Below are 25,146 nucleotides of genomic sequence, written 5' to 3'. Positions count from 1 at the left end.
CAAAAGTGATTGATATTCAGTGGTTCATATTGATGGATTCTGCGTAGGCCTTGGCTTCTTCGATCTCGACATGAATATGTTTCGCAATGTGAACATCGAGAGGAATCGGCCAAGGATCGCCATTCCGATCCCAGCTTGTGATGCCCGAACTTCCATATGCTTCGCGGACTTTCGGGCGGGCTGCTCGCACTTTGCGCGACCGGCCCTGGACGTCTTTCAATCGATATCGGGTGAACGGGCCGCCGGCGCGCGCCGGACGGTCGAGACTCCGAGGAGGTATTGTTTTTCGACTCAAACATTTCGCATGGCTGATTGAGGCGGCCACGCCGCATGACGCTACCGAGAGAGTGCTCGATATGTTCACACGTCTCTGACGTTCATCGACCGAAAAGTCTGCGGCGAAGGGCGGCTATGCGATTCATCACCATCGGACTGACGTGAATTGAGATGGGAACATGAAGGTTTGCATTGTAGGCCCGTCGGGCGCTGGGAAAACGACGATCACCAGGGAATTGGCGCGCAAGTTCAATATCGCCACGTACGAATTCGATGACGTGTATTGGGATAGGAGCGGCGAAGAGTTTTTGAAGAGATCGGATGAGTCGATGGCGGAAGCCATCGAAAGGATCATCGAGCAAGGCAACTGGTTTGTCGAAGGTGCGTACGACAAACGGATGTATCCGCTGCTCGCCGAATGTTCGCTGATCCTGAGGGTGGAGGTTTCGTTCAGTGTGAGAGCGATACGCTTGATCAAGCGCTTCATTTGGTCGACGGTGACAGGCAAGCTGCCCAAGGAGACCTTCCGGAACACCGTCGATCTGATCAAGTTTTCATTTTGCTTCGAGAGACGGCTCAGCGAATTTTTATCCGCAAACGTGATGCTCTCGAGGAAGGTCGCTTCAGTTCGCGACACATCGTCGTGCATCGAAGCGATGCGCGCGGCCGGTCTTTGCTGACGCTGTTGCGACGCGTGCCGTTATGCGCCGTAGTCTGAGCGGCGTCGTGCATCAGAACCCGCACGCTTCCGCCGTCGTCAACATCGCAAACGGCCCGCCAAGCGTCGCATTGTGATGCGCGACGATCCGCTCGGCCGGCAACTCCAGCGTGTCCATGCAGGTATGCGCATCGGCAACGAGCACCGCACGCAAGCCGAGATCGCCGGCCGCGCGGCAGGTCGTATCGATGCAGTACTGCGTCTTCATCCCCGCAACCACGATTTCGCCGATCCCGGCTGCGTGCAGCCACTCCGCGAGTCGCGTGCCGGCGAAGCAGTTGGGCCGCGTCTTGTCGAACACGGTATCGCGTTGCGCATCGATCGCGAGCGCCGGCAGCAGCGCGGCGAGCGGTGCGTCGGGCGCAATCGGCGAGCCGGCCGGGCCGGTGTGGCGCACCGCGTACACGGGTGCGCCGGCTTCATGTGCGCGATGAATCAGCCGGTTGATGTTGGCCAGCACGCGTTCGCCGTCATGCGGACGGTCGGGGCCGTGAAACAACCCGACCTGCATGTCGACGACGAGCAGCGCACGTTTGGGCGAACGGACTTCGGACATTGCGTTTCTCCTGAATGACCGGTGCGGACGGAGAAACGAAGAGACCCCGTCCGGAACCGGCGGGGCCTGCGGGAATCGGTGACGCTACGACCTTGCGCGCACTCGCCGCACGGGCCCGCCGGAGGCGGTCGTGCGCGTGGTCGTCGAAAGCGTGGTCGTGGCGTTGTGCATGAAGCGATCATGCACGATGCGCGAGGGCCGCGTCAATGGCACGCGTCATGCACCATGCACAACGCACCGCCCACCAGTCAGTCGAGCGCTTTCCCTGCCTTCTCGTCCATGCAGCGAATGGCGAGCAGCGTGAACACGCCGCAACCGATCGCATACCACGCGGGCGCATTCGGATTGCCGGTCGCGGCGATCAGCCACGTGACGAAGAACTGCGCGAAGCCGCCGAAGATCGCGACGCCCACGCTGTAGACGAGCGCGCCGCCGGTCGCCCGCACCGCACGCGGGAACAGCTCGCCGAGCATGGCGCCCGTCGCGCCGATGTTGATCGCGTGCACGATCGACAGCACGGCGATGATCGACAGCAGTGAGGTGGCGCCCGGCCAGCGGTTCAACGCGATGAACGCGGGATAGATCGCGAGCATCAGCACGATGCGCGTCCACCAGACGATCCGGTTGCGTCCGTAGACGTCCGACAGGTGACCGCCGATCGGCGTCACGAGCATCAGGATCGCGCCGGCGACGCAGCCGGCCGTCATCGACAGCCAGGTCGGCAGGTGCAGCACCTGCACGCCGTAGATCGCCATGTAGAACACGATGATGTAGTGGATCGACGTGCCGCCGATCGTCACGCCGAGGCCGGCGAACACGGCCTTGCCGTGATGGCGCAGCACGTCGGCGAGCGGCAGCGACGCGACCGGCTCGTCATGCGTGGCAGCGGCAGCGGGCGCGGTGGCCGGCACTTCCTCGACCGTGCGGCGCAGCCAGTAGCCGACCGGTACGAACAGCGTGCCGATGATGAACGGCACGCGCCAGCCCCAGCTTTCGAGTTGCGCGGCATTGAGCGTCGAGGTCAGCGCGACGCCGGTCAGCGCACCCGCGAGCGCGGCGAGCCCCTGGCTCGAGAACTGGAATGACGCGTAGAAGCCGCGGCGGTGCTGCGGCGCCTGTTCGAGCAGCAGCGTCGTCGACGCGCCGACTTCGCCGCCCGATGCGAACCCCTGCAGCAGCCGCGCGAGCACGAGCAGCAGCGGCGCGGCGATGCCGATCTGCGCGAAGGTCGGCGCGACCGCGATCGTCGCGGTGCCGAGCGCCATCAGCAGCAATGTGAGAATCATCGCCTTCTTGCGGCCGGCGCGGTCGGCGTACATGCCGATCACGAGCCCGCCGAGCGGGCGCGTGACGAAGCCGACGCCGAAGCTCGCAACCGCGAGCATCAATTGCCCGAACGACGAGTGCACCGGAAAGAACAGCTTGCCGATCAGGATCGCGAAGAAACTGTAGACCGTGAAGTCGTAGAACTCGAGCGCGTTGCCGACCGCGGCGGCCGCGATCAGGCGGCGTTTCTTCGCGGCGGCGCGGGCATCGGCCGGCGAACCGGCGAACGAAAGGGCGGACGTTTCCATGGGGTTCCCCTGCTAAGGCGCGGAACTGCGTGATGAAGGGCCGTCAGGCCGCGAGCCAGGCTTCGGCAACGCGAACCCAGTAACTCGCGCCGATCGCGAGGATGTCGTCGTTGAAGTCGTAGCCGGGGTTGTGCACCATGCAGCCGCCCTTGCTGCCGAGCCCGTTGCCGATGAACGCATAGCAACCGGGGCGCGCCTCGAGCATGAACGCGAAGTCCTCGCTGCCCATCAGCGGCGCGGCCTCGGTCTCGACGCGCTCGGCGCCGAGCATCTGGCGTGCGATGTCGGCCGCGAACGCGGTCGGTTCAGGATGGTTGACGAGCACCGGGTAGCCGTAGTCGTAGTCGACTTCCGCAGTGACGCCGAAGCTTTCCGCCTGTCCCTTCGCGAGCGCTTCGATGCGGCGTGCGAGCAGCGCGCGCACATCGGCGTTCAACGCGCGCACCGACAGCTTCATCGTGACGGTTTCCGGAATGATGTTGAAGGTCTCGCCGGCCTGCACGCTGCCGACCGTGATCACGGCCGCATGCTGCGCATCGACCTCGCGTGCGACGATTGTCTGCAGCGCGACCATGATGCTGCCCGCAGCCGACATCGGGTCGCGCGCGAAGTGCGGCATCGCGCCGTGGCCGCCAACGCCGCGCAGCGTGATCGTCACGCGGTCGGCCGATGCCATCGCGGCGCCGGTGCGGAACGCCATGTCGCCGGCGGCGCGGCCTGGCATGTTGTGGATCGCGAAGATCGCGTCGCACGGGAAGCGGTCGAACAGGCCGTCGTCCATCATCGATTTCGCACCGCCGAAGTTTTCTTCGGCCGGCTGGAAGATCAGGTTCAGCGTGCCGGAGAACTGGCGCGTGGCGGCAAGGTGGCGCGCCGCGCACAGCAGCATCGCGGTGTGGCCGTCGTGGCCGCACGCATGCATCTTGTTCGCATGGCGGCTCGCGTACGGCAGGCCGGTGGTTTCCGCGAGCGGCAGCGCGTCCATGTCGGCGCGCAGCCCGACGGTGCGCGTGCCTTGTCCTTCGCGCAGCACGCCGACGACGCCCGTCTTGCCGATGCCGCGATGCACTTCATAGCCCCAGCCCGTGAGCAGCTCGGCGACGAGGTCGCTCGTCAGCGTTTCCTCGAACGCGAGTTCCGGGTGCGCGTGGATGCGGCGGCGCACTTCGATCAGGTCGGGGGCGATCGCGGCGATGCCTGGGATGACGGGGTTCACGGCTTGCAGCATGGTGTCTCCTGTGGGGCCGGTGGGGCGTTTGACGCGCATATGACGTGAAAGCATATAAATTTCTTTTGCGCACCAGAAGCTGCTAAATTGCTTTGGTGCACACCGCCGGTTGCCGCTCGGGAATACCCTGAGCCGGCTTGCGCCACGGCGCACAGGGTTTCTACGAATCACGCATGCGCCATGAAATACCATCAGCTGAAAGCGTTCGTCACCGTCGCGGACGAAGGGAGCATCCGCGCGGCCGCTCGACGCCTGAACGTGTCGCCGGCGGCGCTGACCAAGGCGGTCAAGGAACTGGAGATCGCACTCGGCGTGTCGCTCGTCGTGCGCACCGCGCGCGGCGTGCAGCTCACCGCGTTCGGCCAGCAACTGCAGGTGCGCGCGCGGCTGATCGTCGCCGAGATGCAGCGTGCGCGTGACGACATCGAACAGGCGCAGGGCGCGATGACGGGTTCGGTCGCGGCGGCGATCACACCGGCCGCCGCGGTGACGATCCTGCCCGATGCGTTTCGCGCGTTTCGGCGGCGCTTTCCGGTCGCGCGCGTCAACCTGATCGAAGGCTTTCCGGGTGTCGCGCTGCCGCGGCTGCACGACGGTTCGCTCGATTTCGCGGTGGCCGTCGTCGTGCCCGAACTGCTCGCGGCCGAATTCGATCACGCGGAACTCTATGCGAGCCGATCGCTGATCGTCGCGCGCAAGGGGCATCCGCTCGCGTCGGCCACGTCGCTTGCCGATCTCGTCGAGGCCGACTGGCTGATGAATCCGTCGCCCGAAAGCTCGACCCAGGTGCTGTTCAATTCGTTCGTCGCGTATGGGCTGCCGGTGCCGCAGCGGGTCGTCGAATGCCCGAGCTTCGGGCTCGCGCACAGCCTGATGACGGGCTGCGACCTGATCGCGTCGATGCCCGAGCAGCTGCTGCAGGGCGAGTGGGCGCGCGACCAGCTTGCGGTGCTGCCGATCCGCGAGCGGCTGCCGGGCGTATCCGTGCAGGTTGTCACGCGCCGCGACAGCCCGCTCACGCCGGCCGCGGCGATGCTGCTCGACTGCCTGCGCGATTCCGCGCGCCGCAAGGGGCTCAGATGAGCCGGTTCGTGCGCGGTCGCGCGACGCATCAAATAGTGATCCTGACTATTCGTCGCATGTCCGCGACAAGGCCCGTTTGCGGCATGCCCGCCGCGAGCCGGTATCATAGCGGCCGGCCTGCCGCCCCGGCCGGCTTCCGACAACACGCCATCCGGCATCCAGCAATCAGAGGCATCACATGACCAGTGCAACCCAATTCGACAACGTATCGGTCGTCAAGCGCGCGAACGTCTATTTCGACGGCAAGTGCGTGTCGCATACCGTGCTCTTCCCGGACGGCACGCGCAAGACGCTCGGCGTGATCCTGCCGTGCGCGCTCAATTTCGGCACGGACGCGCCCGAATTGATGGAAGTGCAGGCCGGCAAGTGCCGCGTGAAACTCGACGGCAGCAGCGAATGGCAAACCTACGGCGCCGGCGAATCGTTCTCGGTGCCGGGCAAGAGCCGCTTCGACATCGAAGTGCTCGAGACGCTCGACTACGTCTGCAGCTACCTGTAAGCGTGCAGGCACCGGCCGCGGTGCGTGCGCGTGGTCGGCGCGCTCAAACAAAAAGCCCCGCCGAAGCGGGGCTTGTCGCATGCGGACGGCGCAACGCCGTCCAGTGCGGGCTTACAGGCAGGCGTTGATGTCGCCGGCAGCAGCGGCGTCGCCGCGCACGCCGACCCACGTCTTCGCGCCCGGCTTCAACGACGGGCGAACCATTGCGGCCGCGCCGTTCGGCGGTTGCTGGCCCGGTGCGTAGACATCGGTCGCGAGGCCATTGGCGAGCACGTTCTGCGAGACCACTTGTTGCTGCGACTTGTCGGCCCAGGTCTTGGCGATGCATGCCGAGACGTCCTGGGCGGATTTCTGGCTTTGTCCCACGTTCTGCATGGCTGGATCGGCTGCATGAGCAGAAATTGCCACGGTCAATGCGATGAGCGGTAAGTATTTCACGTTCACGTTTTATCTCCCTCGAGTCGTGATTGATTGAGTGGGATGCGCAGCAGAACTGCGTTCCTGTGAGATTGCATCGGACAAATGCGGTTCCGGCGATTCCGAAACAAGTTGTTAACGCGCTTGCCAAACGGCAAGCCGGATGCTGTGCGCTCTGTCGCGTTGCGGCATGCGTCGCGTGCGACCCGTATGAAGACGGGATGCGGCAACGACGTCATGCGTCGTGAGGTCGGCTCGCTGCCCAGTGGTGTGGCGGATTGACGGCCGCGGCGCGCTGCATGTACCTGCATGTCGCGCCGCGACGCTTCTTTATTGGATGACGAAGTGGAATGGCTGAATGGTGGCCCCGTCGCATGAACACCATGATGACAAACTTTCGTCCGATGAATTGTCAACGAAGTTTAAACACCGGATGCGGCGGAATGCGAAACGGCGCGCTGGGTGCGCGCCGTTTCGGAAGGCGGGGGAAGACGACAAGAGCGGTGCGCGGCCGGAACGCCGCGCACGCAGCGAAGGTCAGCCGACCTTGCGGGCGCCGGTATCGCGCAGGTTGGCCGGCACGACCGGCCGGAAGCGCTCACGCTTCTGTTCGTCGTCGAAGTGCTGGAGCGCGGGCTTGATCAGGTCGCTGCGGGATACGATGCCGGTGATGCGCAGCGATTGCGGATCGTCGACGACCGGCAGGCGTTCGAGGCCGAGCATCGCGAGTCGCGATGCGACCACGCGGCAGGTCTCGTGTGCCTGCGCGACGGCCGGTGCGCGATCGGCGAACGCGCTCGCGAGCAGCGCGCCGGGGCCGGCTTGCGTGCGGTGCGCGTCGAGCGTCGCGCGATCGACGAGGCCGAGCAGGCGGCCGTTCTGCACGACCGGATACGCACGGTGCGTCTGCTTCGTGCCGAAGTATTGCGACTCGACGGCGTCGAGCGTCGTGGCGCCGTCGATCGCGACGAGTGCGTCGGCGGACGTCATCACTTCACCCACGTCATGCCGCTCGAGCGGATCGACGCCATATTCGCGATAGATGTGATAGCCGCGGCGCGCGATCTTTTCGGTCATGATCGAGCGTTTCATCACGATCGTCGCGAAGCCGTGCGCGACGAGCGTCGCCGCGAGCAGCGGCAGCAGCGCGTTCGCATCGTGCGTGAGGCCGAACGCGAACACGATCGCGGTGAGCGGTGCGCCGAGCGTGGCGCCGAGCGTCGCGGCCATGCACACGAGCGGCCACAGCGCGGGATCGCCGCCGGGCAGCACGGGCGACAGCACGGTGCCGAGGCCCGCGCCGAGCATCAGCAGCGGAGCGAGCACACCGCCGGACGTGCCGGAGCCGAGCGCGATCACCCACATCACGGCCTTCACGATCAAGAGCGCCAGCGCGATCTTCAGCGCGATGTGCTGGTGCAGCAGATCGCCGATCACGTCATAACCGACGCCGAGCGCGCGCGGCTCGAGCCAGCCGCCGACGCCGATCACGACCGCGCCGAGCGCCGGCCACCACATCCAGTGCACCGGCAGCTTCGCGAAGCCGTCTTCGATGCGGTACAACGCAGCCGACAGGCCGCACGCGAGCATGCCCGACAGCAGGCCCGCGACGATGCACGACAGCAGCGCGACGGGCGTCGGCGATGCGGTGGTCAGCGGAAACAGCGGCTCGACGCCGAAGAACACGGCGCGTGCGAAACCGGCCACCGCACAGGCAAGCGCGACCGGCAGGAAACTGCGCGGACGCCATTCGAACAGCAGCAGTTCGACCGCAAGCAGCACGGCGGCGACCGGCGTGCCGAACACGGCGGTCATGCCGGCGGCCGCGCCCGCGACGAGCAGCGTCTTGCGCTCGGCGGCGGTCACGTGCACGCATTGCGCGATCAGCGAGCCGAGCGCGCCGCCCGTCATGATGATCGGACCTTCGGCACCGAACGGGCCGCCGCTGCCGATCACGACGCCGGACGACAGCGGCTTGAGGATCGCGACCTTCGGCGACATCCGGCTCTTGCCGAACAGGATCGCCTCGATCGCCTCGGGAATGCCGTGGCCGCGGATCTTCTCCGAACCGAAGCGCGCCATCAGTCCGACGATCAGCCCGCCGATCACCGGCACGACGATCACCCATGCGCCGAGCGTGTTGTTGGCGGGCGAATGGTCGGCGAACGAAAACTGCTGGAAGAAGAACAGGTTCGTGAACAGGTGAATCAGGCTCAACAGCACGAACGCCGCCAGCGTGCTGAGCAAGCCGATCCCGGCAGCTAGCAACGCGATCCTGGGCAGGCGTTCGTTGGTCGAGAAATCGCGTTTGTGTGGTGCGTTCATCGGAGTGAGGAAAGGTCGGTAAAGCTTGGGTCAAAAATCGATTTGCGGTACCTGGAACGCGCCCTTGAGCGATTTCAGCTCAGCGCGATGCATGGCCGCGAGGCGGGCGAGCAGCGTTTCGCCGGCCTCTTCGAGGTGCACCTCGACTTGCCGGCGGTCCGCCTCGCTCGTCTTGCGCTTCACGAGCCCGAGCGCTTCGCAGCGCGTCACCAGCGCGACGACGCCGTGATGCTGCGCCTGCAGGCGCTCGGCGATTTCTCCGATGGTTGCCCATTCGCGGTGCGGGTAGCCCTTGACGTGCAACAGCAGCAGGTATTGCAGCGGCGTCACGCCTTCGCTTTGCGCGGCGCGTTCGGAGAAGCGCTCGAAGCAGCGCATCTGGTAGCGGAACTCGGACAGTTGCTGAAAATCGTTTTTGGTCAGCGCGCGTCGGTTATCGGTCATTGCGGTCGGTCGGTCGGTCGGACAGGCGGTTTCGGTAGCGGGAAATATATCACAACATGATATAAATGGCCGATTTTCGGCGAAATGGCCTGCATTCCGCAGTGCGTCGGCGCCGTTCGTTCGGGTTACGCGGCCTCGAGCATCTGCGTTTGCCGATACAGGCCCGTGACGAGATCCGTCTGCGTAATGATCCCGACGAGCCGGTGCGATGCATCGACGACCGGAATGTGATGGTGCCCCGAGTGCGTAAACAGCGGCACCAGCGCGGTGATCGGCATGGTCTGCGGCACGGAAGCGACGTCGCGCGTCATCAGGGTGGCGACGCTCGGCGGCTGGCCGCCGAACGACTGCGGCAGCCGCGCGGACAGCCGCTGCCACAGCGGGGTCGGGCGGCACAGCTGGCGCGTGAGGTCGGCGCGCGTGACGATGCCGATCAGGCGATCGTCGCCGTCGACGACCGGCAGCGCCTTCACGCGATGGCGGTCGAGCAGCGTCAGCGCGGCCGTCACCGACGTCGACGGCGCGACTTCGATCGCGTTCTTTGTCATCAGGTCGGCGCACGTGAGCTGGCCGAACGTGCGCGCGTACGCCTGCATTTCGGTTTCGCGCAGCAGCATTTCGAGGTCGTCCGGATCGACGTCGAGCCATTCGCCGCGGCGCTTCAGCACCGCGTCGAGATCGGCGCGCGTGAAGCCGCCGCGTGCCGGCGTGGCACTGCCGCCTTGCGGCTTCGCGTCGGGGCGCACGCCGCCGTGCGGATAGCGGTGGCCCGTCAGCGCGTGGTACATGAGCGCGGCTGACAGCAGGATCGCCGATTGCAGCGCGATCGGCTCGACCACGAAGCTGAAGCCGAGCGAGTGGATCGCCGGGCCGCCGAGCACGGCCGTCAGCGCGACTGCGCCCGACGGCGGGTGCACGCAGCGCAGCGCGAACATGCCGCCGATGGCGAGGGCGACCGCCACCGCGGCGGCCGTGATCGGATCGGCGATCCATTGCGCGCAGGCGACGCCGACGGTCGCCGCCACCAGGTTGCCGCCGATGATCGACCACGGCTGCGCGAGCGGGCTCGCGGGCACCGCGAACAGCAGCACGGCCGACGCCCCCATCGGCGCGACGAGCAGCGGCACGAGGCCCGGCACGCCGGGCAGCAGCCGCATCGTGACGCCGACCGTCGCGATGCCGACGAGCGCGCCCGTGCACGAACGCATGCGCTCGCGCCAGCCGAGCGTCATCGGATGGGGAATGAAGCTGTGCAGCCATTGCCTGAACGTGCGGCGCGACGGGGAGGAGCCTGACGACATGGACGGTAAGCGGTAAAAATGGCGGCGCGGATGACGCAGCGCAAGAAAAGCGGAATTATATCGCGTTGTGATACAAATTGTCGCACCGCATCAACACGTTGCATGCGCGCGACGCCGGCTGCTTGCAAAAACCTTTCATGGGATGAAAGCCTCGAGGCCCTACGATCGCGCAAATTTGTCTGCGGCGGCGTACAATTCCGGCCACCGAATTCCCCCATATGCCACAACCACGCACGCGATGCCCGCTCTCCCGCCCGTTCCCCGGCATGGTGATCGCTTGCGCGTGGTTGGTGCGCCCGTCCCGATTCCCGTCTGACGCGAGCGCCGCCGACGTTTTCCCACCGACACTCCCCAAGCCAATTCAATGGACATGCTCGAAAACATGCGCCTGTTCGTGCGCGTTGTCGAAGCCGGCAGTTTCACCGCGGTCGCCAAAGAAATCGATGCAACCACCGCGCAGGTGTCGCGCGCGGTGTCGAATCTCGAAGCCCACGTACAGACGCGCCTGCTGCATCGTACGACGCGCCATCTCGGCCTGACCGAAAGCGGCGAGCGCTACTTCGAGCGTGCGAAGTCGATTCTCGCCGAGTTCGACTACGCGAACGCCGAGGCGCGCAACGCGCTGCTGCGGCCCAGCGGCAAGATGCGCATCCATGCGATGACGGGGCTCGGGCAGAGTCACGTCGTGTCGTCGATCGTGCGCTACCAGGAAGACAACCCGGACGTGTCGGTCGAACTGACGCTCGCGCAGCGGATGCCGAACCTCGTCGAGGAAGGCTACGACGTGTCGATCGTGACCGCCTCGCAGCTGCCGGATTCCGGCTACGTCGCGCAGACCTGCGGCACCAGCTGCAGCGTGCTGGTCGCATCGCGCGAGTACCTGGCGCGGCACGGCACGCCGAAGACGCCGGACGATTTGCCGAACCACGTGTGCCTGCGACTCGATACACCCGCGTCGCCCGCCAGCGAGTGGCGGCTCGAGCGCGGCGACGACGAGGATACGGTCTACGAACTGCAGCCGGCACCGTTCCAGGTCAACGTGCCGGACGCGCTGTGCGTCGCGGTGCGGGCGGGGCGCGGCATCGCGTGCGTCGCGCTGTACACGGTGCTCGACGACATCCGCGAAGGGCGGCTGATCCGCGTGCTGCCCGACTACCGGCTGCAGACGGTCAGCGTGTACGCGGTCTATGCGACGCGCCGCTATCTCGACGCGAAGATCCGTACCTTCCTCGACCATCTGCGCACGACGCTCACGCCGGCGCTGGAAAACGACCTGCGCGAACTCGACCGGCTCGCGGTCGAGGTAACGCCGGGCAGCCGCCAGCGCGCATGACGCCGCGGGCGGCCGCTCGCCCGGCGGCGCCGGGCGTCATGCGGCCGGCGTGACGCGAATCCGCTCGAAGCGGCCGGCGAGCCACACATAGGCGGTTCCATGATTGAGGGTTGCTAACTTCACGTTTAGCAATGGTGTTGTTCGATGCGCGACGGCGCCTGCACTGGCGGCGAATTCGGGCTTGTTTGGCGGTGCGTTGTCCTCGCGTCGACTTAAACGCTCATTCTTGATCGATTCCATCCGATATTCACCGCCCCAGAAAAAATGGGGCGCGAATACGTCTTCACCATATTCACCATAACTGGCGATTCTCCTCGTGGGCCTTCGCGGAGCTTTATGGTATATGTCTGACCTTATCGCGGCACGTCGGGCGGGCTCGAGCGCTGATCGCCCCCTATTTGGGTCTACATATTAGAGAGAGGGCGCACGGGCGGCCCATCGGCATTTCGCGCCCGGATTGAGGGATAAGAACAATGCAGAACACGGCACAAGCCCTGAGAGACCTTGCGCTGGGGCCGCAGCACAACCGGCAAGTGCAAATCAACTTTCCGGACGACAACGCGCCCTACAAAATCCTGCTACCGAATGCATTCGAGGCGGTTGAATCGCTATCGAAGGATTTCGCGTACAAGATCGAAATCCTGTCGGATAACGACCACCTCGAGCCGAAGAACTTCATCGGCAAGCGCGTGACGGTCAGCCTGACGCGCGGCGACGGTAGCCGACGCTATTTCAACGGCCATATCTTCGCGTTCCGACACGTTCGCACGGACGGCGGCTGGGTGTTCTACGAGGCGAACGTAGGCCCGTGGCTGCGCTACCTGAAGTACAGCCAGCACAATCGCCTGTTCCTCGACCAGAATCTGCACGACCAGACGGCGACGGTTTTTCAGGACTACGGCGTGTTGCCCGAATGGGCGTGGCACGTCGCTGAAGACGATCTGCGCATGACGATGGCCTGCCAGTTCGACGAAGACGACCACAATTATCTTCATCGGCGCTGGGAACATGCGGGTTATCTGTACTGGTACGAACATACGGCCACGTCACACACGCTGACCGTCTCCGATCCGACGCGTCCCGCGCCCGCGATCGACGGCAGGGTTCACGAAATCCGTTTCCACAATGGCATGGGTGCGGAGGAATCGGACAGCATTCTGAGTTGGTCCCCGTTCCAGCAGACCACGTCGACGCACGCGGAACTGTCCCGTTTCGACTTCAAGAGCCCGACGCCGACCCACGTTCAAACGAGCATGTTGAACCCCGAAGCCACGCTGCCGCAACTCGAATGGAACGAGTACGCCGGCGCGTACGGTTATCGAAACATGGAACACGGGTATCAGATCGCCAATCGCCGGATGGAGGAAATCGAAGCGACGATCAAGCGCTTCGACGCGAAGGGCAACAATCGCTTCGTGCAGCCTGGCCGCTGGTTCCGGCTCACCGACCGTTACGGCTCGGCGCTGAGCCGTGACCCGAGCGACGACGAATATCTGATCGTCTCGGTCCGGCATGTGGCGACCAACAACTATCTGCAGGACACGGGTGTGCTGGCGGAATACCGCAACGAGTTCACGTGTGTTCCCAGGGCGACCCCGTGGCGGCCCGGACGCGGCTTCAACAGCGTCGACACGAAGATCCTCGCGCCGCAGACAGCGACGGTTGTTGGCCAATCCGGTACGAGTATTCATACCGACGAACACGGTCGCGTCCTGGTTCAATTCCATTGGGATCGCGACGGCAAGTACTCGACATGGGTGCGAGTCGCGAGCGGTTGGGCTGGCGGTGGCCAGGGGATGGCGGCATTGCCCCGCATCGGTTCCGAAGTGATCGTGCAATGGCTCGACGGCAATCCCGACCACCCGATCATCACGGGCCGCGTGATGAACGCGCGCAACGTACCGGCATGGAAGCTGCCGGACGAGAATGCGCTGATGGGTATTCGTAGCCGGGAATTGAACGGTGCGGACGGCAACGCATCGTCGGGCCGCAGCAATCACCTGATTTTCGACGATACGGCGAACGCCATTCAGGCGCAGCTCCGGTCCGACCATGCGGCCAGCCAGCTCTCGCTCGGCAAGATCACACGCATCGAGGACTGGCAGGGACGCAAGGACGCTCGGGGAGAGGGTTTCGAACTACGCACCGATGAGGTCGGTGCGATCCGCACCGGCAAGGGCATGGTGATCAGCACCGAGGTGCGTCCTGCGGCGCATGGGCACCTCTCTGACGTGAGCGAACCGGCATCGCGGTTGACCAAAGCGCAAACGTTACACGGGCAACTTGGCAAACTCGCGCAGCAGTATCAGGCGCAGGACAGCGGCGCTGGCCAGACGCCGATCGCCGACGTGCTGAAGTCGCAGGTGGACGGCATTCAGGGCGCGGGGGCGACGGGTAGCAGCGACAAGGGCGACTTCCCGGAGCTCGACGAAGCGCATCTGCTGCTGGCCGGTGCAGCCGGGATCGCCGTCACGACGCCCGCGACGGCGCACGTGACAGGCGGTCAGCACGTGGCCGTCACGGCCGGTGACAGCATGTCGGTTGCGACCGGGAAGTCGTTTTTTGCCAGCGTCTCCGACAGGTTCTCGCTGTTCGTGCACAAGATGGGGATGAAGCTGATCGCCGCGAGCGGCAAGGTCCAGGTGCATGCAGAAAACGACGAGCTGGAATTGCTGGCGAAGAAGGTCCTATCGATTATCAGCACGACAGACTGGATCAACATCACGGCGAAGCAAGGCATCCGCCTGACCGCCGGCAATAGCCAGTTCGAAGTCAGTGCAAAGGGCATCGTCGGTTACACGCCCGGCGAGAACAAGGTTCATGCGGGTAGCCACGATACGGTGGGGCCGCAGAGCATTCCAGCGAAATTCCCCGGCTCCGATCTCTGCGCACCGGTTGCTCAGGACGCCGCGCAAAGCGGTCAGGCGTCCGTCGCGCTCTCCTAAGTCGATGAACTCCACCGCCACTCCCATGCTGCCCGTTGACGAATCCGCAGCGCCGCTGACGCGGGGCTTTCTGCTGGTTGAACCGACCATGCTTGTCCACACGCCGGACCTCGCAGCGCTGGATATGCGTCCGTGTACGCCGCGTGTGCTGGCCCATCGTGAAGAACTGATGCCGCACCTGATCGATCTCGCGGCGCTCGATGCGCAAGGCCAGGAGATCGCCCTGGCTCGATGGCAAGAGGAAGTCACGACAGAGCGTCCGCCGGTCGTGTGCGCGTGGCTCGATACCGAAGCCAGCTCCGATACGGCCGTCGAGCATATCGCCCGCCATTTGGTCGGCCCCGGTGAGCACGGCCGCACCGTGTTCTGGCGGTATTACGACCCGCGCGTTCTCAGTCTGACGCTCGCGGTTCTCGAACCGGACCAGCGCCGCGCCTTGCTCGGACCGATCAGTACTTGGCAATTCGCATGGGCGGGCCATCGTTGGTCGGTCGACGCACCAGGGACGAAGGCCGAACCGGAGGACCAACCGACCGGCTGGCCTCGCCCGGACCAATGGTCGCGCCTCGATCGCAGCGAAGTTGCCGAGCAGGTGCGTCAGCGACTGCCCGCGCTAACGCTTGATCAGGCCGCACGGCTGCCGGCCGCGATCGATCAGGCGTTGCATGCTTTTGCCGATCAAGATGTCCCAAGCACCGATGCGCTGGTGGAGCACACGGTACAGCACGTACACCAAGATTTGTTAGCCGAATAACACCGGCATCCCAATACGAATATTCCGAGGCTCAAGGATCACACTATGGCGACCATCCCAGGCTGTCCGATCTGCGATCGCGACTCACTGCTGATCTACCCCGTCCGCTACGCAATTGCGTGTCCACGCGGTGCGGCCAAAGCGCCCGCGCTGTCCGGTAATTTCCGGATCGACGCGCGCGCCCCGCAGGCCGTCACGACGGCCAAGTACACCTTGCGGTCGCTGCGGCAAGGCTACTTGTACACGTACGACGAAAAGCGCAAGAAGCTGCGCGCCTACATGGTGCTGGATGACGGTGTGCTATATCAGTTCGCCCCCAGCATCGTGCCGCCGCCCGGTAATGCCGCCGAAAACAACGTGACTCTGAATATTTGCCCGTCCAGTGACATGGCCCCCCGAGTCCTACGGCCGTTGCGTGGGCGTTCAACATACCCCGGGCAGCGACGAAGCCACGAACTTCTGGATCGGCTGGTCCAACGTACGTTGGACGCGCGATACGGTCTTCAACAAAATCGGCGACGCTGCGTGGCGCAAGCTGCATATGCAGTGCATCAACGTTCCGGCGATGGTCGCCGGCAGCGCGACCGACACGGGCGAGTTTCAGGCGACGCGCAGCAAGATCGCGCACTTCGCGATGGACGATCGTGCGATGAAAGAGGCGTTCGGCTTCAGCAATCGCTCACCCAAGGACGAAATCAAGCTACGTCAGCGTCATGCCGACGAGCGCATCGGCGCGGTGATGGCTGAATCGCCCCTCAAAAAAGGTTTCGTCATCGCGATTAACGATCCAGTCGGGATTACCAACGATCTGTCCGAACTCACGGTCCCGAACCTGAACAATGGATTTGACGCGGGCATGTACTGGAAGTATGTGTCGGCGCAGCTCTTGGAGCGTGCCGAGGCGGGCATTCGGGCCAATGCGAAAATGGCGACCAAAGTTAGTTACGCTGCGTCAGAAGCGGCGAAAATGGCGAATGACTCCAAGATGCCTCCGACTCCAATGTCTGGCGAATCGGTCGACGCCGCCCTTCTGTATCGGGTTGTGAAGGGATGGTTCAAGACTGGGAGCTTGCAGAAGGCAACAGACGAAGACGATAGGCGCGCGCATAACGTACCGGAGGCGGCGAACGAATCCGCCAACGAGGCATGGGACGACGCGTATTACAAGAAGGGGCCGGACGGCAAGCCGCAGATTGGCCCTGACGGCAAACCTGTGACCGTGATCGATACCCTGGCCCTGGAACGGTTCCGCGATAACGAGTATCCCCGCGCGCTCGATGCGTTCAAACCGAAATGGGCGCCGCTTGTGCAGGCGCACGCGGAGTGGCTCAAATCGCCGCTGCTTGCCGACTGGATGGCCGGCAATCACGACACGAAGGACCTGCGCAGTGGGTACGCGTACAGCGAATCATGCGCGCAGTCCGTCGGCGCAGCGGCCGGCACGGAAGCGTGTCAGAAAGTGCTCAATGACTGGTTGAACGGCCAAGCGTCTGACGCCCGCAATTTGTACGTACGCGCGCTGATGTTCAACCAGGAAACCTTGATGAAGGCGGCCGATGCGCAAGTACACGGCTCGGACATTCAGTACGAAAACATCCTGAATCTGTACAAGGAAGCCTTCAAGCAGATCGAGAAACTGGGTAACGCTGCAAACCTGCGCGATCGGCTCGTTGTGACGACCGCCAACACGATCGTCAATGTGCTGGCGAAGGGCGGGAAAGGCGCGGCCATCGGATTCGCGACGATTCGGCTGTCGTTGCATGCAGGCGTGTCGATCAAGGCCGCCCACATCACGCCGGCCGAGATGCGTAACTGGGTGTTCAAGCAAGGCGACGCGCTGGGCTTGAATATGGACGGCGACCGGCTTGAACGGCAGGCCGCTGCCGCCAATATCCGTCGAGAGGTCTTCAAGGCGGCACCACCGTCAGACCCGGCCGTTTTTGCCTATGCGATCGATACCGATGCATGGGTGAAGTCAGGCACGCTGGACGCCAGCGAAGTGAAAGCGATCAAGCTTCCGGGAGTGGAGGCGACCCGCAAATGGCTTGGGTCGTCGTCGCCCGTCGCATTCAATCAGGGCATTGCCACCGCGATCTTCCAACTCGCCACGCTGAGATTCGCGTATAAGGATTTCGATGGTAGCGATCGCTTTAACTATAACGAAACCCTGCTTAAACTTTCTGGCGCGGTCGTCTCGATCATTGGCAACGTCATTGAGACGGTCTCTGAAACTGCCGCCAAGGCTCCCGAGCACCCGCTTTCGGCTTTCCTCATGAAACATTGGGCTTGGTTTAACCATGATACCGTTGAAATCGGCGTCAAGGTCGGCCGATGGTCTGGGGCCGTCGCCGGCGTCATCCTCTCGGGATATGACCTGTTTAAAAATGCTCCAGAAGCCTTCCAAAATCACGAAAATAATTTGGGCCGCCTCTATATCACTGGTGGTCTTCTCGGGATGTACATCGCCATTTCGCCGCTTCTTTCGACAGTGCCGTTCATCGCCGCGTGGATGCCGCCCCTTTGGCCTATTCTGGTGATTTCCATCGTGATCGGTTTCGTGATCGTGTATTTCAAATCAGCTGCTATTAATGATTGGGTATCACGGTGCAAATTCAGTAAGGCGCCGGGCTACCAATCAATGGACGAAGAGCTGAAAGCCTTCAATTCCGCAATGGGGGCTTGACGTATGGACGAGCGCTTGATGAACATGAAGAAGTGTATCGGTGTGCCGATCCCTGAATGGGATCTGGCTCACCGACTGACGATCAACCAGCCAGTCGGACCGGAAATCAAGGATCTAGGGACGATCTTTAGTGTTAATTCAACTTACATGGATGTGATCGATCCGGCGCTGTTGGATAGGCAGTGGGTGATTTTCGCTGTCTTTATTGCATTTTTAGCAATGGGGACCGGGCCGTATATCTATTGGATGACATTTATTCGTTACCCCGATGTCGGGGGTGTGTTCGAAATTGCTATTTCAGTATTCGCAGTCGTGCTCTTCGGCTCGATAGTCTGGCGTCTCGCTCCCGGCCTGTTCTTCGGCCTACTCTATCGACCAATCCGGTTCAACCGGGCGACACGCATGCTTTACTCAATCCGCTCCCGGCGATTCTTTGCAAAGCCCGGCGAAGGCGATGTGGTCTGGGAAGCGCCTTGGACGGACGATGCGATCTTTTGCCTGCATCAAGAAGTCACGCCTTACGGCACGGTGTTTCATATCCGGCACTACACGGTAGACGACCAGGGCAACGTGACGCGGGTGTTCTCGATCGGTCGTGAGTGGACCAGTTCGCAGACCCGGTTAGCGCTGGCGCAATGGAACTATTGGTGTCGGTACATGAATGACGGCCCGCGTGATCTACCGAAGCCTATGCTGTTTCATACCCAGCATGAAACACCGCGCGAATCATTCTTGTTTGCGCTGTATAACTTTGGCATGAACGCGCCGCTCTTCATGCGGCTGCTCGCCATGCCGGCGGTTCTGACGTTCACGGTCATGCGCATGATGGCAAATGTGACCTGCCGTGCACCGGTTTGGCCGGAAGCGATTGTTCGCCTCTCTACAGTTGCACCCGATGATCCCTACATAGAACCGCGCGCAAGCACGCCGGTCGGCTGGGCCGCGACGGTGTTGGCTCAGCAACGTGGCGACTATCCGGACGACGATCATGCGCGAGTGTCGAACTGGGCGGGGGAACAGGATGGCCTCAAGTACGCGGCTGCTTGGCTAGAAAATCCCGCGATGGCTTTTGTTGCGCAACGAGATGCATCGTGAAAGTTGAGCGCGGCCGCAATATCTCCTCGCCCCCCGGAGTCGACATGAATTCACAAACTCGGTCCATCTCGTTACCCGGTGTCGCCGCGCTCGTCGCAGCGGCGGTCATCGCTGTCCTATTTTTATACAGCCTCTACGTGCGGTCGACGATGTTTCCGCTAGCAACGGACGTGCTGGCTGTGTTACTGGCCAATTGCATCCAGAGCCTGGTGTTTCGAGCCGGTCTGGTGTTTCTGATTGTTCGATGGCACGGGGAGCGTCGAGGTCAGCTTGCCTTCCGTCGTCCTGCGCCGATGCTGACGATCTATGGGTTATGCCTGCTGGTCTGGCAGGTTGCACAGACATGGTTATTCCGGACGCTGATGGTCAGTTTGACCAACGATTCCGCCAAGCAGACTTTCATCGTGACGATTACCGCCCCGCTGAATGCCGCCCTTTATGCGCTTGTGGCCTGGCTTGCGTGGCGGTTCGTCACACGCATGTTTCGCAACGATGCATTTCCCATGGCGCCGCCAGACAACGCAGCGTGGCGCATTGCCGGCCTCGCAGCTTGGCTTTTTGCAAGCGTATTACTGTTCTTCATGACGCAAGCGGTGCCGTTGATGCTCGACTACTATGACGATGATTTCAATCTCGTGATGTTGAATTTTGTCGGTGCGGTTGTCGTTCCCGCAGCGTTGGTCTGCGCCGGAGCGAAGTTGGGGGTGCCTCGGGATCTCGGTCGACTGCACGTCTGGCGTTTTCTGGGGGCATCGCTCGCGGCGATGGTATCTGTTTTGCTGCTGGGTTATGGCACGATGCGAATACTGGGTATCGTGTCTGCTGCGATTAATTTGATGTCCGGGATGCTGACGATTACTATTCTCGCCGGAATCTGCCTAGCTTATCGGATATCGTTCCGCGCGTTCTATGCTGCCGTGCGTGGCCAGGCTGCCGAGCCGTCTCAAGGAATGCAGTCACCATGAAAGACGAAAACGGGCGCGGCGTGATTCGCCTGCACGACAAGACGACCCACGGCGGCGAAGTGATCACCGCGAGCGACGATCTGACGGCGCAGGGCGTTCCGGTTGCCTTGAAGGATCACCTGACATGGTGTCCGAAGTGTGGCGGCCAGTTCAGGATCATTCCGCAAAACAGCACGCGCAATCACCACGGTACGCCGGTTGCTTTTCACGGTGACCTGACCGAGTGCGGTGCGCAATTGATTTCATCACTTGAGTAAACGGCATTGCGTCTGAGGGAGTCGACGGATCGGATGAAGGAAATCGCATTGGCCGGCGTACCGCCACGCAATACCGTTTTAGTGTCCGATGCCCAGCGTCAAGCACTGCGCGCCGACATTCGTCAGCGGCTCGTTACCGCGTTGATGCGCTCGGGCGATGCCGTCACCGATCCGAAGCTCGCTCGCTTGCCTGGACCGGTTCGCTATCGGGTAACGGGTGCGCTCGCCGCGTGGGACGCGCTGCGAACCGCAACGGACCGCGTGGCGTCGCCGACGCTGACCGAGATGCTCCGGTCGCACGGCATCCTGCGTCTGACACGCTATTTCGATCGCTTCACGCGGGACCTCTTGCCGCACGGCGCTGACGGCCGCTCGGCCGACGTACTCGCCGGGGTAGCCCAGTACAGCGCTGTGTGGCTGGCGTTCGAGGTACGACAAGGGGCTTTTTACGAGCCGACCCCACCGCTGCACCGCCTGCTCGACGCCACCTATATCGCGGAGGATGTGCCGATCGGCATGCTCAAAATGCCGACCGATACGCTATGCATCATTCCCGAACCCACCCGCTGGAAACAAGCGGGCGATATTGAGGCGATCGCGATCTTCAAGAACGACCGGTCGATCGGATTCGCGACATGGTTAGTGGCTGGTGGCCCAGGCGACGGTGCAACGATGGATTCGATTACGCTGCCGCTGGAGAACCCTGACAAGACGATCCGTGAATTGATGGACGAGTTGTTTCAACAACCCGCGGCTGACGGATTGCACGATCCGCCTGGCGCTCAGCAATTCTGGCGCAACGCCCTGGACTATGCGATCAAGATGTTGTTGTACCTCGACGCGCGCGACGCGCAGGTCGTTCATGATCGCGCTTATTCGAATGCGCCGCGTCATTTTCCGGGGCTCGGCAAGCGCAAGCGTATGGAACGGCTTGCGGAAATTGAACAACTCTACGACCGACATGTCGTCGGTCCCGCGATTCTCGACGCCGAGGCAGCCGGATCAGTTTCATCGGACAGCGTACAGCGCGCAGTGAGCGGTCACTGGCGGCGGCCGCACTTCCGGATGCAGCCGTACGGTCCACAAGCGGCGTTGCGCAAACTTATCTTCGTCGGCCCGACGCTCGTGCGCCCCGACCGACTGGGGCTGTAGCTGAATGGATCATCTGCTGTCGCATTACGAATACGAACTCGGGTTGTTCGCGCGAGCGCTGGGCGATTTCGCTATCCGCTATCCGAAGATCGCCACCCGGCTCGGTATCCAGAGCGGCCAGACCGACGATCCGCATGTGGCGCGTCTGATCCAGACCTTTTCGTTTCTTGCGGCGCGCCTCGATTCGAAGCTGGCCGACGACTATCCAGAATTCACCGAGGCGCTGCTTGAGATTGTCCACCCGCACTATCTGCGAACCGTGCCGTCGTGCGCGATCGCTCGATTCGAGCCGCGGGCGATCGTCGGTCAACTGACGGAACCGATCGTCGTGCCGCGCGGCGCGACGCTGAACGCGCGCAACGCCCCGGTGCGATTCCGGACGACCTACGATGTGACCATCTCGCCGTTGCAAATACAGTCTGCACGGTATGCACCGACGACGCTGGCGCCGTCAGCCGTGAGATTGCCCGCCGACGCAACAGGCGTGCTGTCGATCAGCTTCACGTCGGCCGCCGGTCCGTTCACGGCCGCTATTCCGGATGGTCCCATCCGCGTCCACCTTGCCGGCGAGCGACCATTCGTGTCGTCGCTGCTGGACGCTTTGCTGTTGCGCGCGGCCGCCGCGTACGTTGAAGTCGATCAATGCGGGCGCTGGCGGGCTCTATCGAAGGTGCCGTTCGCGCCGGTTGGCTTCTCGGATAACGAACGCTTGTTACCAGATAGCCAAACGACCAGTCGGACTGCGACCACGTATCGTTATCTGCTGGAATACTTCGCGTTTCCGGAACTGTTCGATTTCGTCGAGCTTGACATGGGGCGCGTGCGGCGTGCCGCAAGCGCTCCCGACGCTCGGGAGCTGACCTTGCATATCGTATTGCGCGACACGCCCGCCGAGTCGTTCGCCGCGCAAGCGCTTGCGTCGCTCGGCACAACGGCGTTCAAGCTGTTCTGCACGCCTGTCGTGAATCTTTTCTCGCAACCCGCTCAGCCCATTGTGCTGAAGGGGCAGGATGCCTATCCGGTTCAGCCTGTACGACTGGCGAAACATGCGCCGCTGGGCGTGTATTCGATAGACGCGGTTTATCTGGGCGAGTTGTCCAAGAAAAAAGACAAGGACGAGGACATAGCGCTCGAAAGCAATCGGCCCAGAATTCCGGTGCGGCCATACCAGGCCCTTAGCCACGATCCACGCCCTGATTCGTCAGCGGTCTACTGGGTCGCGTTCCACGATCGCGATGACCGATCGCCCGGCCGGCAAACCATGATGTTGTCGCTGGTCGGGCTGGACGGACAGTCGACACGACCGAAGCTGCCGCAAATCGATGTGGTCACGACGGTGACCAATCTCGACTTGCCGGCGCGCTTGCCGATCGGCAATACGGCCGGCGATTTGCTGCTCGAGAACAAGACGCTGGATTGCCCGATCCAGTTGATCACGCGGCCGACGTTGACGGCCGAGCTGGCGCGAGGCAACGGTGCGTTGTGGCGCGTACTGTCGACGTTGTCGCCGCATCCGTTTGACCTGACACGCAACGGGCTGTCGGCTCTGAAGACGTTCTTGCGGCTCCATGCGGTGCGCACTACGCCGCTCGCGCAGCGCTGCATCGACGCGATCACCGATCTGAATTACAAGCCTGTGATCAGATGGATGTCGCTGAATAGCCAGTTCCCGTCGTTCGTGCGCGGTATTGAAATCCTGTTGTCGTTCGACGAAACCTCACTTCGGGAGGTCAGTCTGGTCATATTTACGAAGCTGTTTGAACGATTCTTCGCACCGTACGGGCCGATGAACAGTTACGTCCAACTTGTGATTCGGTCGGCGCAGACCGGCCGGGAACTGACGCGAGGTGTGGCCACGCCTGGGATGCAGCCGCTGATCTGATCGGGGGCCGTACCGATTTGCAATCGGATAACGGCGTCAAGTGAAGTTGGCGTACTCCCTTTCTGCCGCAGCTAACGGTAACCAGTTCGCAACCCGTGTTCGACGCGAAGATCCGTACCTTCCTCGACCATCTGCGTATGACGCTCACGCCCGCGCTGGAAAACGACCTGTGCGAGCTCGATCGGCTCGCGATCGAGCTGACACCGGGCAGCCGCCAGCGCGCGTGATGCCGCGGGCGGCCGCTTCCCCGGCGGCGCCGGGCGTCATGCGGCCGGCGTGACGCGAATCCGCTCGAAGCGGCCGGCGAGCCACGCATAGGCGGCGATGCCGATCAGCCCGTGCGCGGCGACGAACCACAGCGCGCCCGCGAACGAGCCCGTGTGCGCGACGAAGTAGCCGATCACGAGCGGCGTGACGATCCCCGCGATGTTGCCGAGGCCGTTGAACACGCCGCCGCTCAGGCCGACCATGCCTTCCGGTGCGGTGTCGGCGAGCACGGCCCAGCCGACCGCCGCGAGCCCCTTGCCGAAGAACGCGACCGTCATCAGCGCGATCACGACGGCGTTCGACGATGCGCCGTTCGCGAGCACGAGCAGCGTCGCCATCGCCATTCCCACGACGAACGGCGTCTTGCGTGCGCGCGACGGATGCACGCCGCGCCGGATCAGCCAGTCCGACAGCGCGCCGCCGAGCACACCGCCCGTGAAGCCGCAGAGCGCGGGCAGCGCGGCGACCCAGCCGGCCTCCATGATCGTCATCCCGCGGCCCTTGATCAGGTAGATCGGGAACCACGTGATGAAGAAGTAGGTGAGCGCCGTGATGCAGTACTGGCCGACATAGATCGCCCACAGGTTCCGGTGGCGGAACAGTTGCGACGCATCGCGCCACGATACGCGCGCCCGGTGCCGGACGCGGTTCGCCTCCAGATCGACGAGCGCGCCGTGCGCACGCAGGTAGTCGCGTTCGGCGTCGCTCACGCGCGGATGGCCGTGCGGCTCGCGATACCACGCGAACCAGAGCACCGACAGCGCGACGCCGAGCAGCCCCATCCACAGGAACACGTGTTCCCAGCCGAGCGCATGCGTGAGCCACGCCATCGCGGGCGTGAACAGCACGACGGCCATGTACTGCGCGGAGTTGAACAGCGCCGACGCGGTGCCGCGCTCGGCGGTCGGGAACCAGCACGCGACGATCCGCGAATTGGCCGGGAACGCCGGCGATTCGACGAGCCCGAGCATGAAGCGCATCGCAAACAGCGCGAGCGTCGCGGCTGCCCCCTGGGCGGCGAACCAGCCGACCGTGCCCTGCAGCATTGTGAAGACCGACCACAGCAGCAGGCTCAGGCCGTACACGCGGCGCGCGCCGAAGCGGTCGAGCAGCCAGCCGCCCGGGATCTGGCCGATCGCATAGGCCCACGCGAACGCGGAAAAGACGATGCCGAGCTGCACGGGCGTCAGCCCGAGGTCGTGCGCGACGCCGGTGCCGGCGATCGACATCGTCGCGCGATCCGCATAGTTGACGACGGTAACCGCGAAGATCAGCGCGAGGACCGTGTAGCGGACGCGGCCGATCGTGCTCGATGCGGTGGATGAGGTGGACGAGGCCGCGACGGCAGCGCCGCCGCTGGATCGATTGGGCATGCGAGTCTCCTGGCCTCCG

Annotated in this window: 22 protein-coding genes and 2 pseudogenes; 14 read left to right on the top strand and 10 right to left on the bottom strand. The window is 63.5% G+C overall.

The window, feature by feature from the left end; all coding sequences use genetic code 11:
* Positions 1–16 precede the first annotated feature (16 nt).
* Complete coding sequence (locus DIE15_RS01910) at positions 17–220, bottom strand: hypothetical protein (protein ID WP_124832230.1); 204 nt, start codon at positions 218–220, stop codon at positions 17–19.
* A gap of 235 nt (positions 221–455) precedes the next feature.
* On the opposite strand from DIE15_RS01910, the gene DIE15_RS01905 reads away from it, so the two are divergent.
* Positions 456–956: an AAA family ATPase gene (locus DIE15_RS01905; protein ID WP_057924962.1), complete on the top strand. Its 501-nt coding sequence runs from the start codon at positions 456–458 to the stop codon at positions 954–956.
* Positions 957–1,007: 51 nt separating this feature from the next.
* On the opposite strand, the gene DIE15_RS01900 is transcribed toward DIE15_RS01905, so the two are convergent.
* From DIE15_RS01900 to DIE15_RS01890, 3 genes are all read right to left on the bottom strand, one after another.
* Positions 1,008–1,550, bottom strand: coding sequence for an isochorismatase family protein (locus tag DIE15_RS01900; protein WP_057924963.1), 543 nt, complete (start codon positions 1,548–1,550; stop codon positions 1,008–1,010).
* 248 nt (positions 1,551–1,798) lie between these two features.
* Positions 1,799–3,124: an MFS transporter gene (locus tag DIE15_RS01895; protein ID WP_124832229.1), complete on the bottom strand. Its 1,326-nt coding sequence runs from the start codon at positions 3,122–3,124 to the stop codon at positions 1,799–1,801.
* Between the two features lie 43 nt (positions 3,125–3,167).
* The gene (locus DIE15_RS01890) at positions 3,168–4,352 is read right to left on the bottom strand and encodes a M20 aminoacylase family protein (RefSeq protein WP_057924965.1); all 1,185 of its coding nucleotides are present in this window, start codon (positions 4,350–4,352) and stop codon (positions 3,168–3,170) included.
* A gap of 180 nt (positions 4,353–4,532) precedes the next feature.
* Here DIE15_RS01890 and DIE15_RS01885 point away from each other — a divergent pair, with 180 nt between their 5' ends.
* Both DIE15_RS01885 and DIE15_RS01880 read left to right on the top strand, forming a co-directional pair.
* The gene (locus tag DIE15_RS01885; RefSeq protein WP_124496369.1) at positions 4,533–5,435 is read left to right on the top strand and encodes a LysR substrate-binding domain-containing protein; all 903 of its coding nucleotides are present in this window, start codon (positions 4,533–4,535) and stop codon (positions 5,433–5,435) included.
* A 178-nt stretch (positions 5,436–5,613) separates the two neighbouring features.
* Entirely contained in the window at positions 5,614–5,934 is a 321-nt protein-coding gene (locus tag DIE15_RS01880; RefSeq protein ID WP_006478890.1) for a pyrimidine/purine nucleoside phosphorylase, read from the top strand.
* A gap of 111 nt (positions 5,935–6,045) precedes the next feature.
* Here DIE15_RS01880 and DIE15_RS01875 read toward each other — a convergent pair whose 3' ends face one another.
* From DIE15_RS01875 to DIE15_RS01860, 4 genes are all read right to left on the bottom strand, one after another.
* Complete coding sequence (locus DIE15_RS01875) at positions 6,046–6,378, bottom strand: hypothetical protein (protein WP_173938484.1); 333 nt, start codon at positions 6,376–6,378, stop codon at positions 6,046–6,048.
* Between the two features lie 510 nt (positions 6,379–6,888).
* Entirely contained in the window at positions 6,889–8,676 is a 1,788-nt protein-coding gene (locus tag DIE15_RS01870) for a chloride channel protein (RefSeq protein ID WP_057924966.1), read from the bottom strand.
* Between the two features lie 30 nt (positions 8,677–8,706).
* A complete protein-coding gene (locus DIE15_RS01865) occupies positions 8,707–9,120 on the bottom strand; it encodes a MarR family winged helix-turn-helix transcriptional regulator (RefSeq protein WP_057924967.1) in 414 nt (137 codons plus the stop codon).
* 125 nt (positions 9,121–9,245) lie between these two features.
* Entirely contained in the window at positions 9,246–10,421 is a 1,176-nt protein-coding gene (locus DIE15_RS01860; protein ID WP_124832228.1) for an HPP family protein, read from the bottom strand.
* A gap of 364 nt (positions 10,422–10,785) precedes the next feature.
* Between DIE15_RS01860 and DIE15_RS01855 the strand changes: the two genes are divergently transcribed.
* Entirely contained in the window at positions 10,786–11,754 is a 969-nt protein-coding gene (locus DIE15_RS01855) for a LysR family transcriptional regulator (RefSeq protein WP_057924969.1), read from the top strand.
* 36 nt (positions 11,755–11,790) lie between these two features.
* On the opposite strand, the gene DIE15_RS01850 is transcribed toward DIE15_RS01855, so the two are convergent.
* A complete protein-coding gene (locus DIE15_RS01850; RefSeq protein ID WP_124832227.1) occupies positions 11,791–11,994 on the bottom strand; it encodes a hypothetical protein in 204 nt (67 codons plus the stop codon).
* A gap of 233 nt (positions 11,995–12,227) precedes the next feature.
* Between DIE15_RS01850 and DIE15_RS01845 the strand changes: the two genes are divergently transcribed.
* The 10 genes and pseudogenes from DIE15_RS01845 to DIE15_RS01805 all read left to right on the top strand — a co-directional run.
* Positions 12,228–14,699 carry a type VI secretion system Vgr family protein gene (locus DIE15_RS01845; RefSeq protein ID WP_124832226.1) on the top strand — a complete coding sequence of 824 codons (2,472 nt, stop codon included), beginning with the start codon at positions 12,228–12,230 and terminating at the stop codon, positions 14,697–14,699.
* 4 nt (positions 14,700–14,703) lie between these two features.
* Positions 14,704–15,453 (top strand): DUF4123 domain-containing protein, encoded by a 750-nt coding sequence (locus tag DIE15_RS01840; RefSeq protein WP_260428159.1) that lies wholly within the window; start codon positions 14,704–14,706, stop codon positions 15,451–15,453.
* Positions 15,454–15,498: 45 nt separating this feature from the next.
* Positions 15,499–15,735: pseudogene (locus DIE15_RS38000) on the top strand (toxin VasX); the annotation flags it as partial.
* Positions 15,736–15,868: 133 nt separating this feature from the next.
* Entirely contained in the window at positions 15,869–18,136 is a 2,268-nt protein-coding gene (locus tag DIE15_RS01835) for a T6SS effector BTH_I2691 family protein (protein WP_260428158.1), read from the top strand.
* A gap of 18 nt (positions 18,137–18,154) precedes the next feature.
* Positions 18,155–19,231, top strand: coding sequence for a DUF6708 domain-containing protein (locus tag DIE15_RS01830; RefSeq protein WP_244104786.1), 1,077 nt, complete (start codon positions 18,155–18,157; stop codon positions 19,229–19,231).
* A gap of 44 nt (positions 19,232–19,275) precedes the next feature.
* Positions 19,276–20,196, top strand: a complete 921-nt coding sequence (locus DIE15_RS01825; RefSeq protein WP_124832224.1) for a hypothetical protein — start codon at positions 19,276–19,278, stop codon at positions 20,194–20,196.
* Positions 20,193–20,453 carry a PAAR domain-containing protein gene (locus tag DIE15_RS01820; protein ID WP_124832223.1) on the top strand — a complete coding sequence of 87 codons (261 nt, stop codon included), beginning with the start codon at positions 20,193–20,195 and terminating at the stop codon, positions 20,451–20,453. Before DIE15_RS01825 ends, DIE15_RS01820 begins: the two co-directional genes overlap by 4 nt.
* A gap of 33 nt (positions 20,454–20,486) precedes the next feature.
* Positions 20,487–21,605: a hypothetical protein gene (locus DIE15_RS01815; protein WP_124832222.1), complete on the top strand. Its 1,119-nt coding sequence runs from the start codon at positions 20,487–20,489 to the stop codon at positions 21,603–21,605.
* Between the two features lie 4 nt (positions 21,606–21,609).
* Positions 21,610–23,487, top strand: coding sequence for a type VI secretion system baseplate subunit TssF (gene tssF / locus DIE15_RS01810; protein ID WP_124832221.1), 1,878 nt, complete (start codon positions 21,610–21,612; stop codon positions 23,485–23,487).
* 98 nt (positions 23,488–23,585) lie between these two features.
* Positions 23,586–23,714: pseudogene (locus tag DIE15_RS01805) on the top strand (LysR family transcriptional regulator); the annotation flags it as partial.
* Between the two features lie 36 nt (positions 23,715–23,750).
* Here DIE15_RS01805 and DIE15_RS01800 read toward each other — a convergent pair.
* The gene (locus DIE15_RS01800; RefSeq protein WP_124832220.1) at positions 23,751–25,127 is read right to left on the bottom strand and encodes an MFS transporter; all 1,377 of its coding nucleotides are present in this window, start codon (positions 25,125–25,127) and stop codon (positions 23,751–23,753) included.
* Between the last annotated feature and the right edge of the window lie 19 nt (positions 25,128–25,146).

Origin of the sequence: Burkholderia sp. Bp9031 (assembly GCF_003857965.1) — a bacterium.
Lineage (GTDB): Bacteria > Pseudomonadota > Gammaproteobacteria > Burkholderiales > Burkholderiaceae > Burkholderia > Burkholderia ambifaria_A.
Note: the sequence above shows the minus strand (reverse complement) of the source record. Positions and strands in the feature narration are given on the sequence as shown.

Bases quoted from the DNA above. Each gene is read 5' to 3' on its own strand.
- DIE15_RS01845 (WP_124832226.1), top strand. From the start codon at position 12,228: ATGCAGAACACGGCACAAGCCCTGAGAGACCTTGCGCTGGGGCCGCAG.
- DIE15_RS01820 (WP_124832223.1), top strand. From the start codon at position 20,193: ATGAAAGACGAAAACGGGCGCGGCGTGATTCGCCTGCACGACAAGACG.
- DIE15_RS01880 (WP_006478890.1), top strand. From the start codon at position 5,614: ATGACCAGTGCAACCCAATTCGACAACGTATCGGTCGTCAAGCGCGCG.
- DIE15_RS01900 (WP_057924963.1), bottom strand. From the start codon at position 1,550: ATGTCCGAAGTCCGTTCGCCCAAACGTGCGCTGCTCGTCGTCGACATG.
- DIE15_RS01830 (WP_244104786.1), top strand. From the start codon at position 18,155: ATGAACATGAAGAAGTGTATCGGTGTGCCGATCCCTGAATGGGATCTG.
- DIE15_RS01865 (WP_057924967.1), bottom strand. From the start codon at position 9,120: ATGACCGATAACCGACGCGCGCTGACCAAAAACGATTTTCAGCAACTG.
- DIE15_RS01905 (WP_057924962.1), top strand. From the start codon at position 456: ATGAAGGTTTGCATTGTAGGCCCGTCGGGCGCTGGGAAAACGACGATC.
- DIE15_RS01860 (WP_124832228.1), bottom strand. From the start codon at position 10,421: ATGTCGTCAGGCTCCTCCCCGTCGCGCCGCACGTTCAGGCAATGGCTG.
- tssF (WP_124832221.1), top strand. From the start codon at position 21,610: ATGGATCATCTGCTGTCGCATTACGAATACGAACTCGGGTTGTTCGCG.
- DIE15_RS01840 (WP_260428159.1), top strand. From the start codon at position 14,704: ATGAACTCCACCGCCACTCCCATGCTGCCCGTTGACGAATCCGCAGCG.
- DIE15_RS01885 (WP_124496369.1), top strand. From the start codon at position 4,533: ATGAAATACCATCAGCTGAAAGCGTTCGTCACCGTCGCGGACGAAGGG.
- DIE15_RS01890 (WP_057924965.1), bottom strand. From the start codon at position 4,352: ATGCTGCAAGCCGTGAACCCCGTCATCCCAGGCATCGCCGCGATCGCC.
- DIE15_RS01815 (WP_124832222.1), top strand. From the start codon at position 20,487: ATGAAGGAAATCGCATTGGCCGGCGTACCGCCACGCAATACCGTTTTA.
- DIE15_RS01850 (WP_124832227.1), bottom strand. From the start codon at position 11,994: ATGGAATCGATCAAGAATGAGCGTTTAAGTCGACGCGAGGACAACGCA.
- DIE15_RS01870 (WP_057924966.1), bottom strand. From the start codon at position 8,676: ATGAACGCACCACACAAACGCGATTTCTCGACCAACGAACGCCTGCCC.
- DIE15_RS01825 (WP_124832224.1), top strand. From the start codon at position 19,276: ATGAATTCACAAACTCGGTCCATCTCGTTACCCGGTGTCGCCGCGCTC.
- DIE15_RS01800 (WP_124832220.1), bottom strand. From the start codon at position 25,127: ATGCCCAATCGATCCAGCGGCGGCGCTGCCGTCGCGGCCTCGTCCACC.
- DIE15_RS01855 (WP_057924969.1), top strand. From the start codon at position 10,786: ATGGACATGCTCGAAAACATGCGCCTGTTCGTGCGCGTTGTCGAAGCC.
- DIE15_RS01895 (WP_124832229.1), bottom strand. From the start codon at position 3,124: ATGGAAACGTCCGCCCTTTCGTTCGCCGGTTCGCCGGCCGATGCCCGC.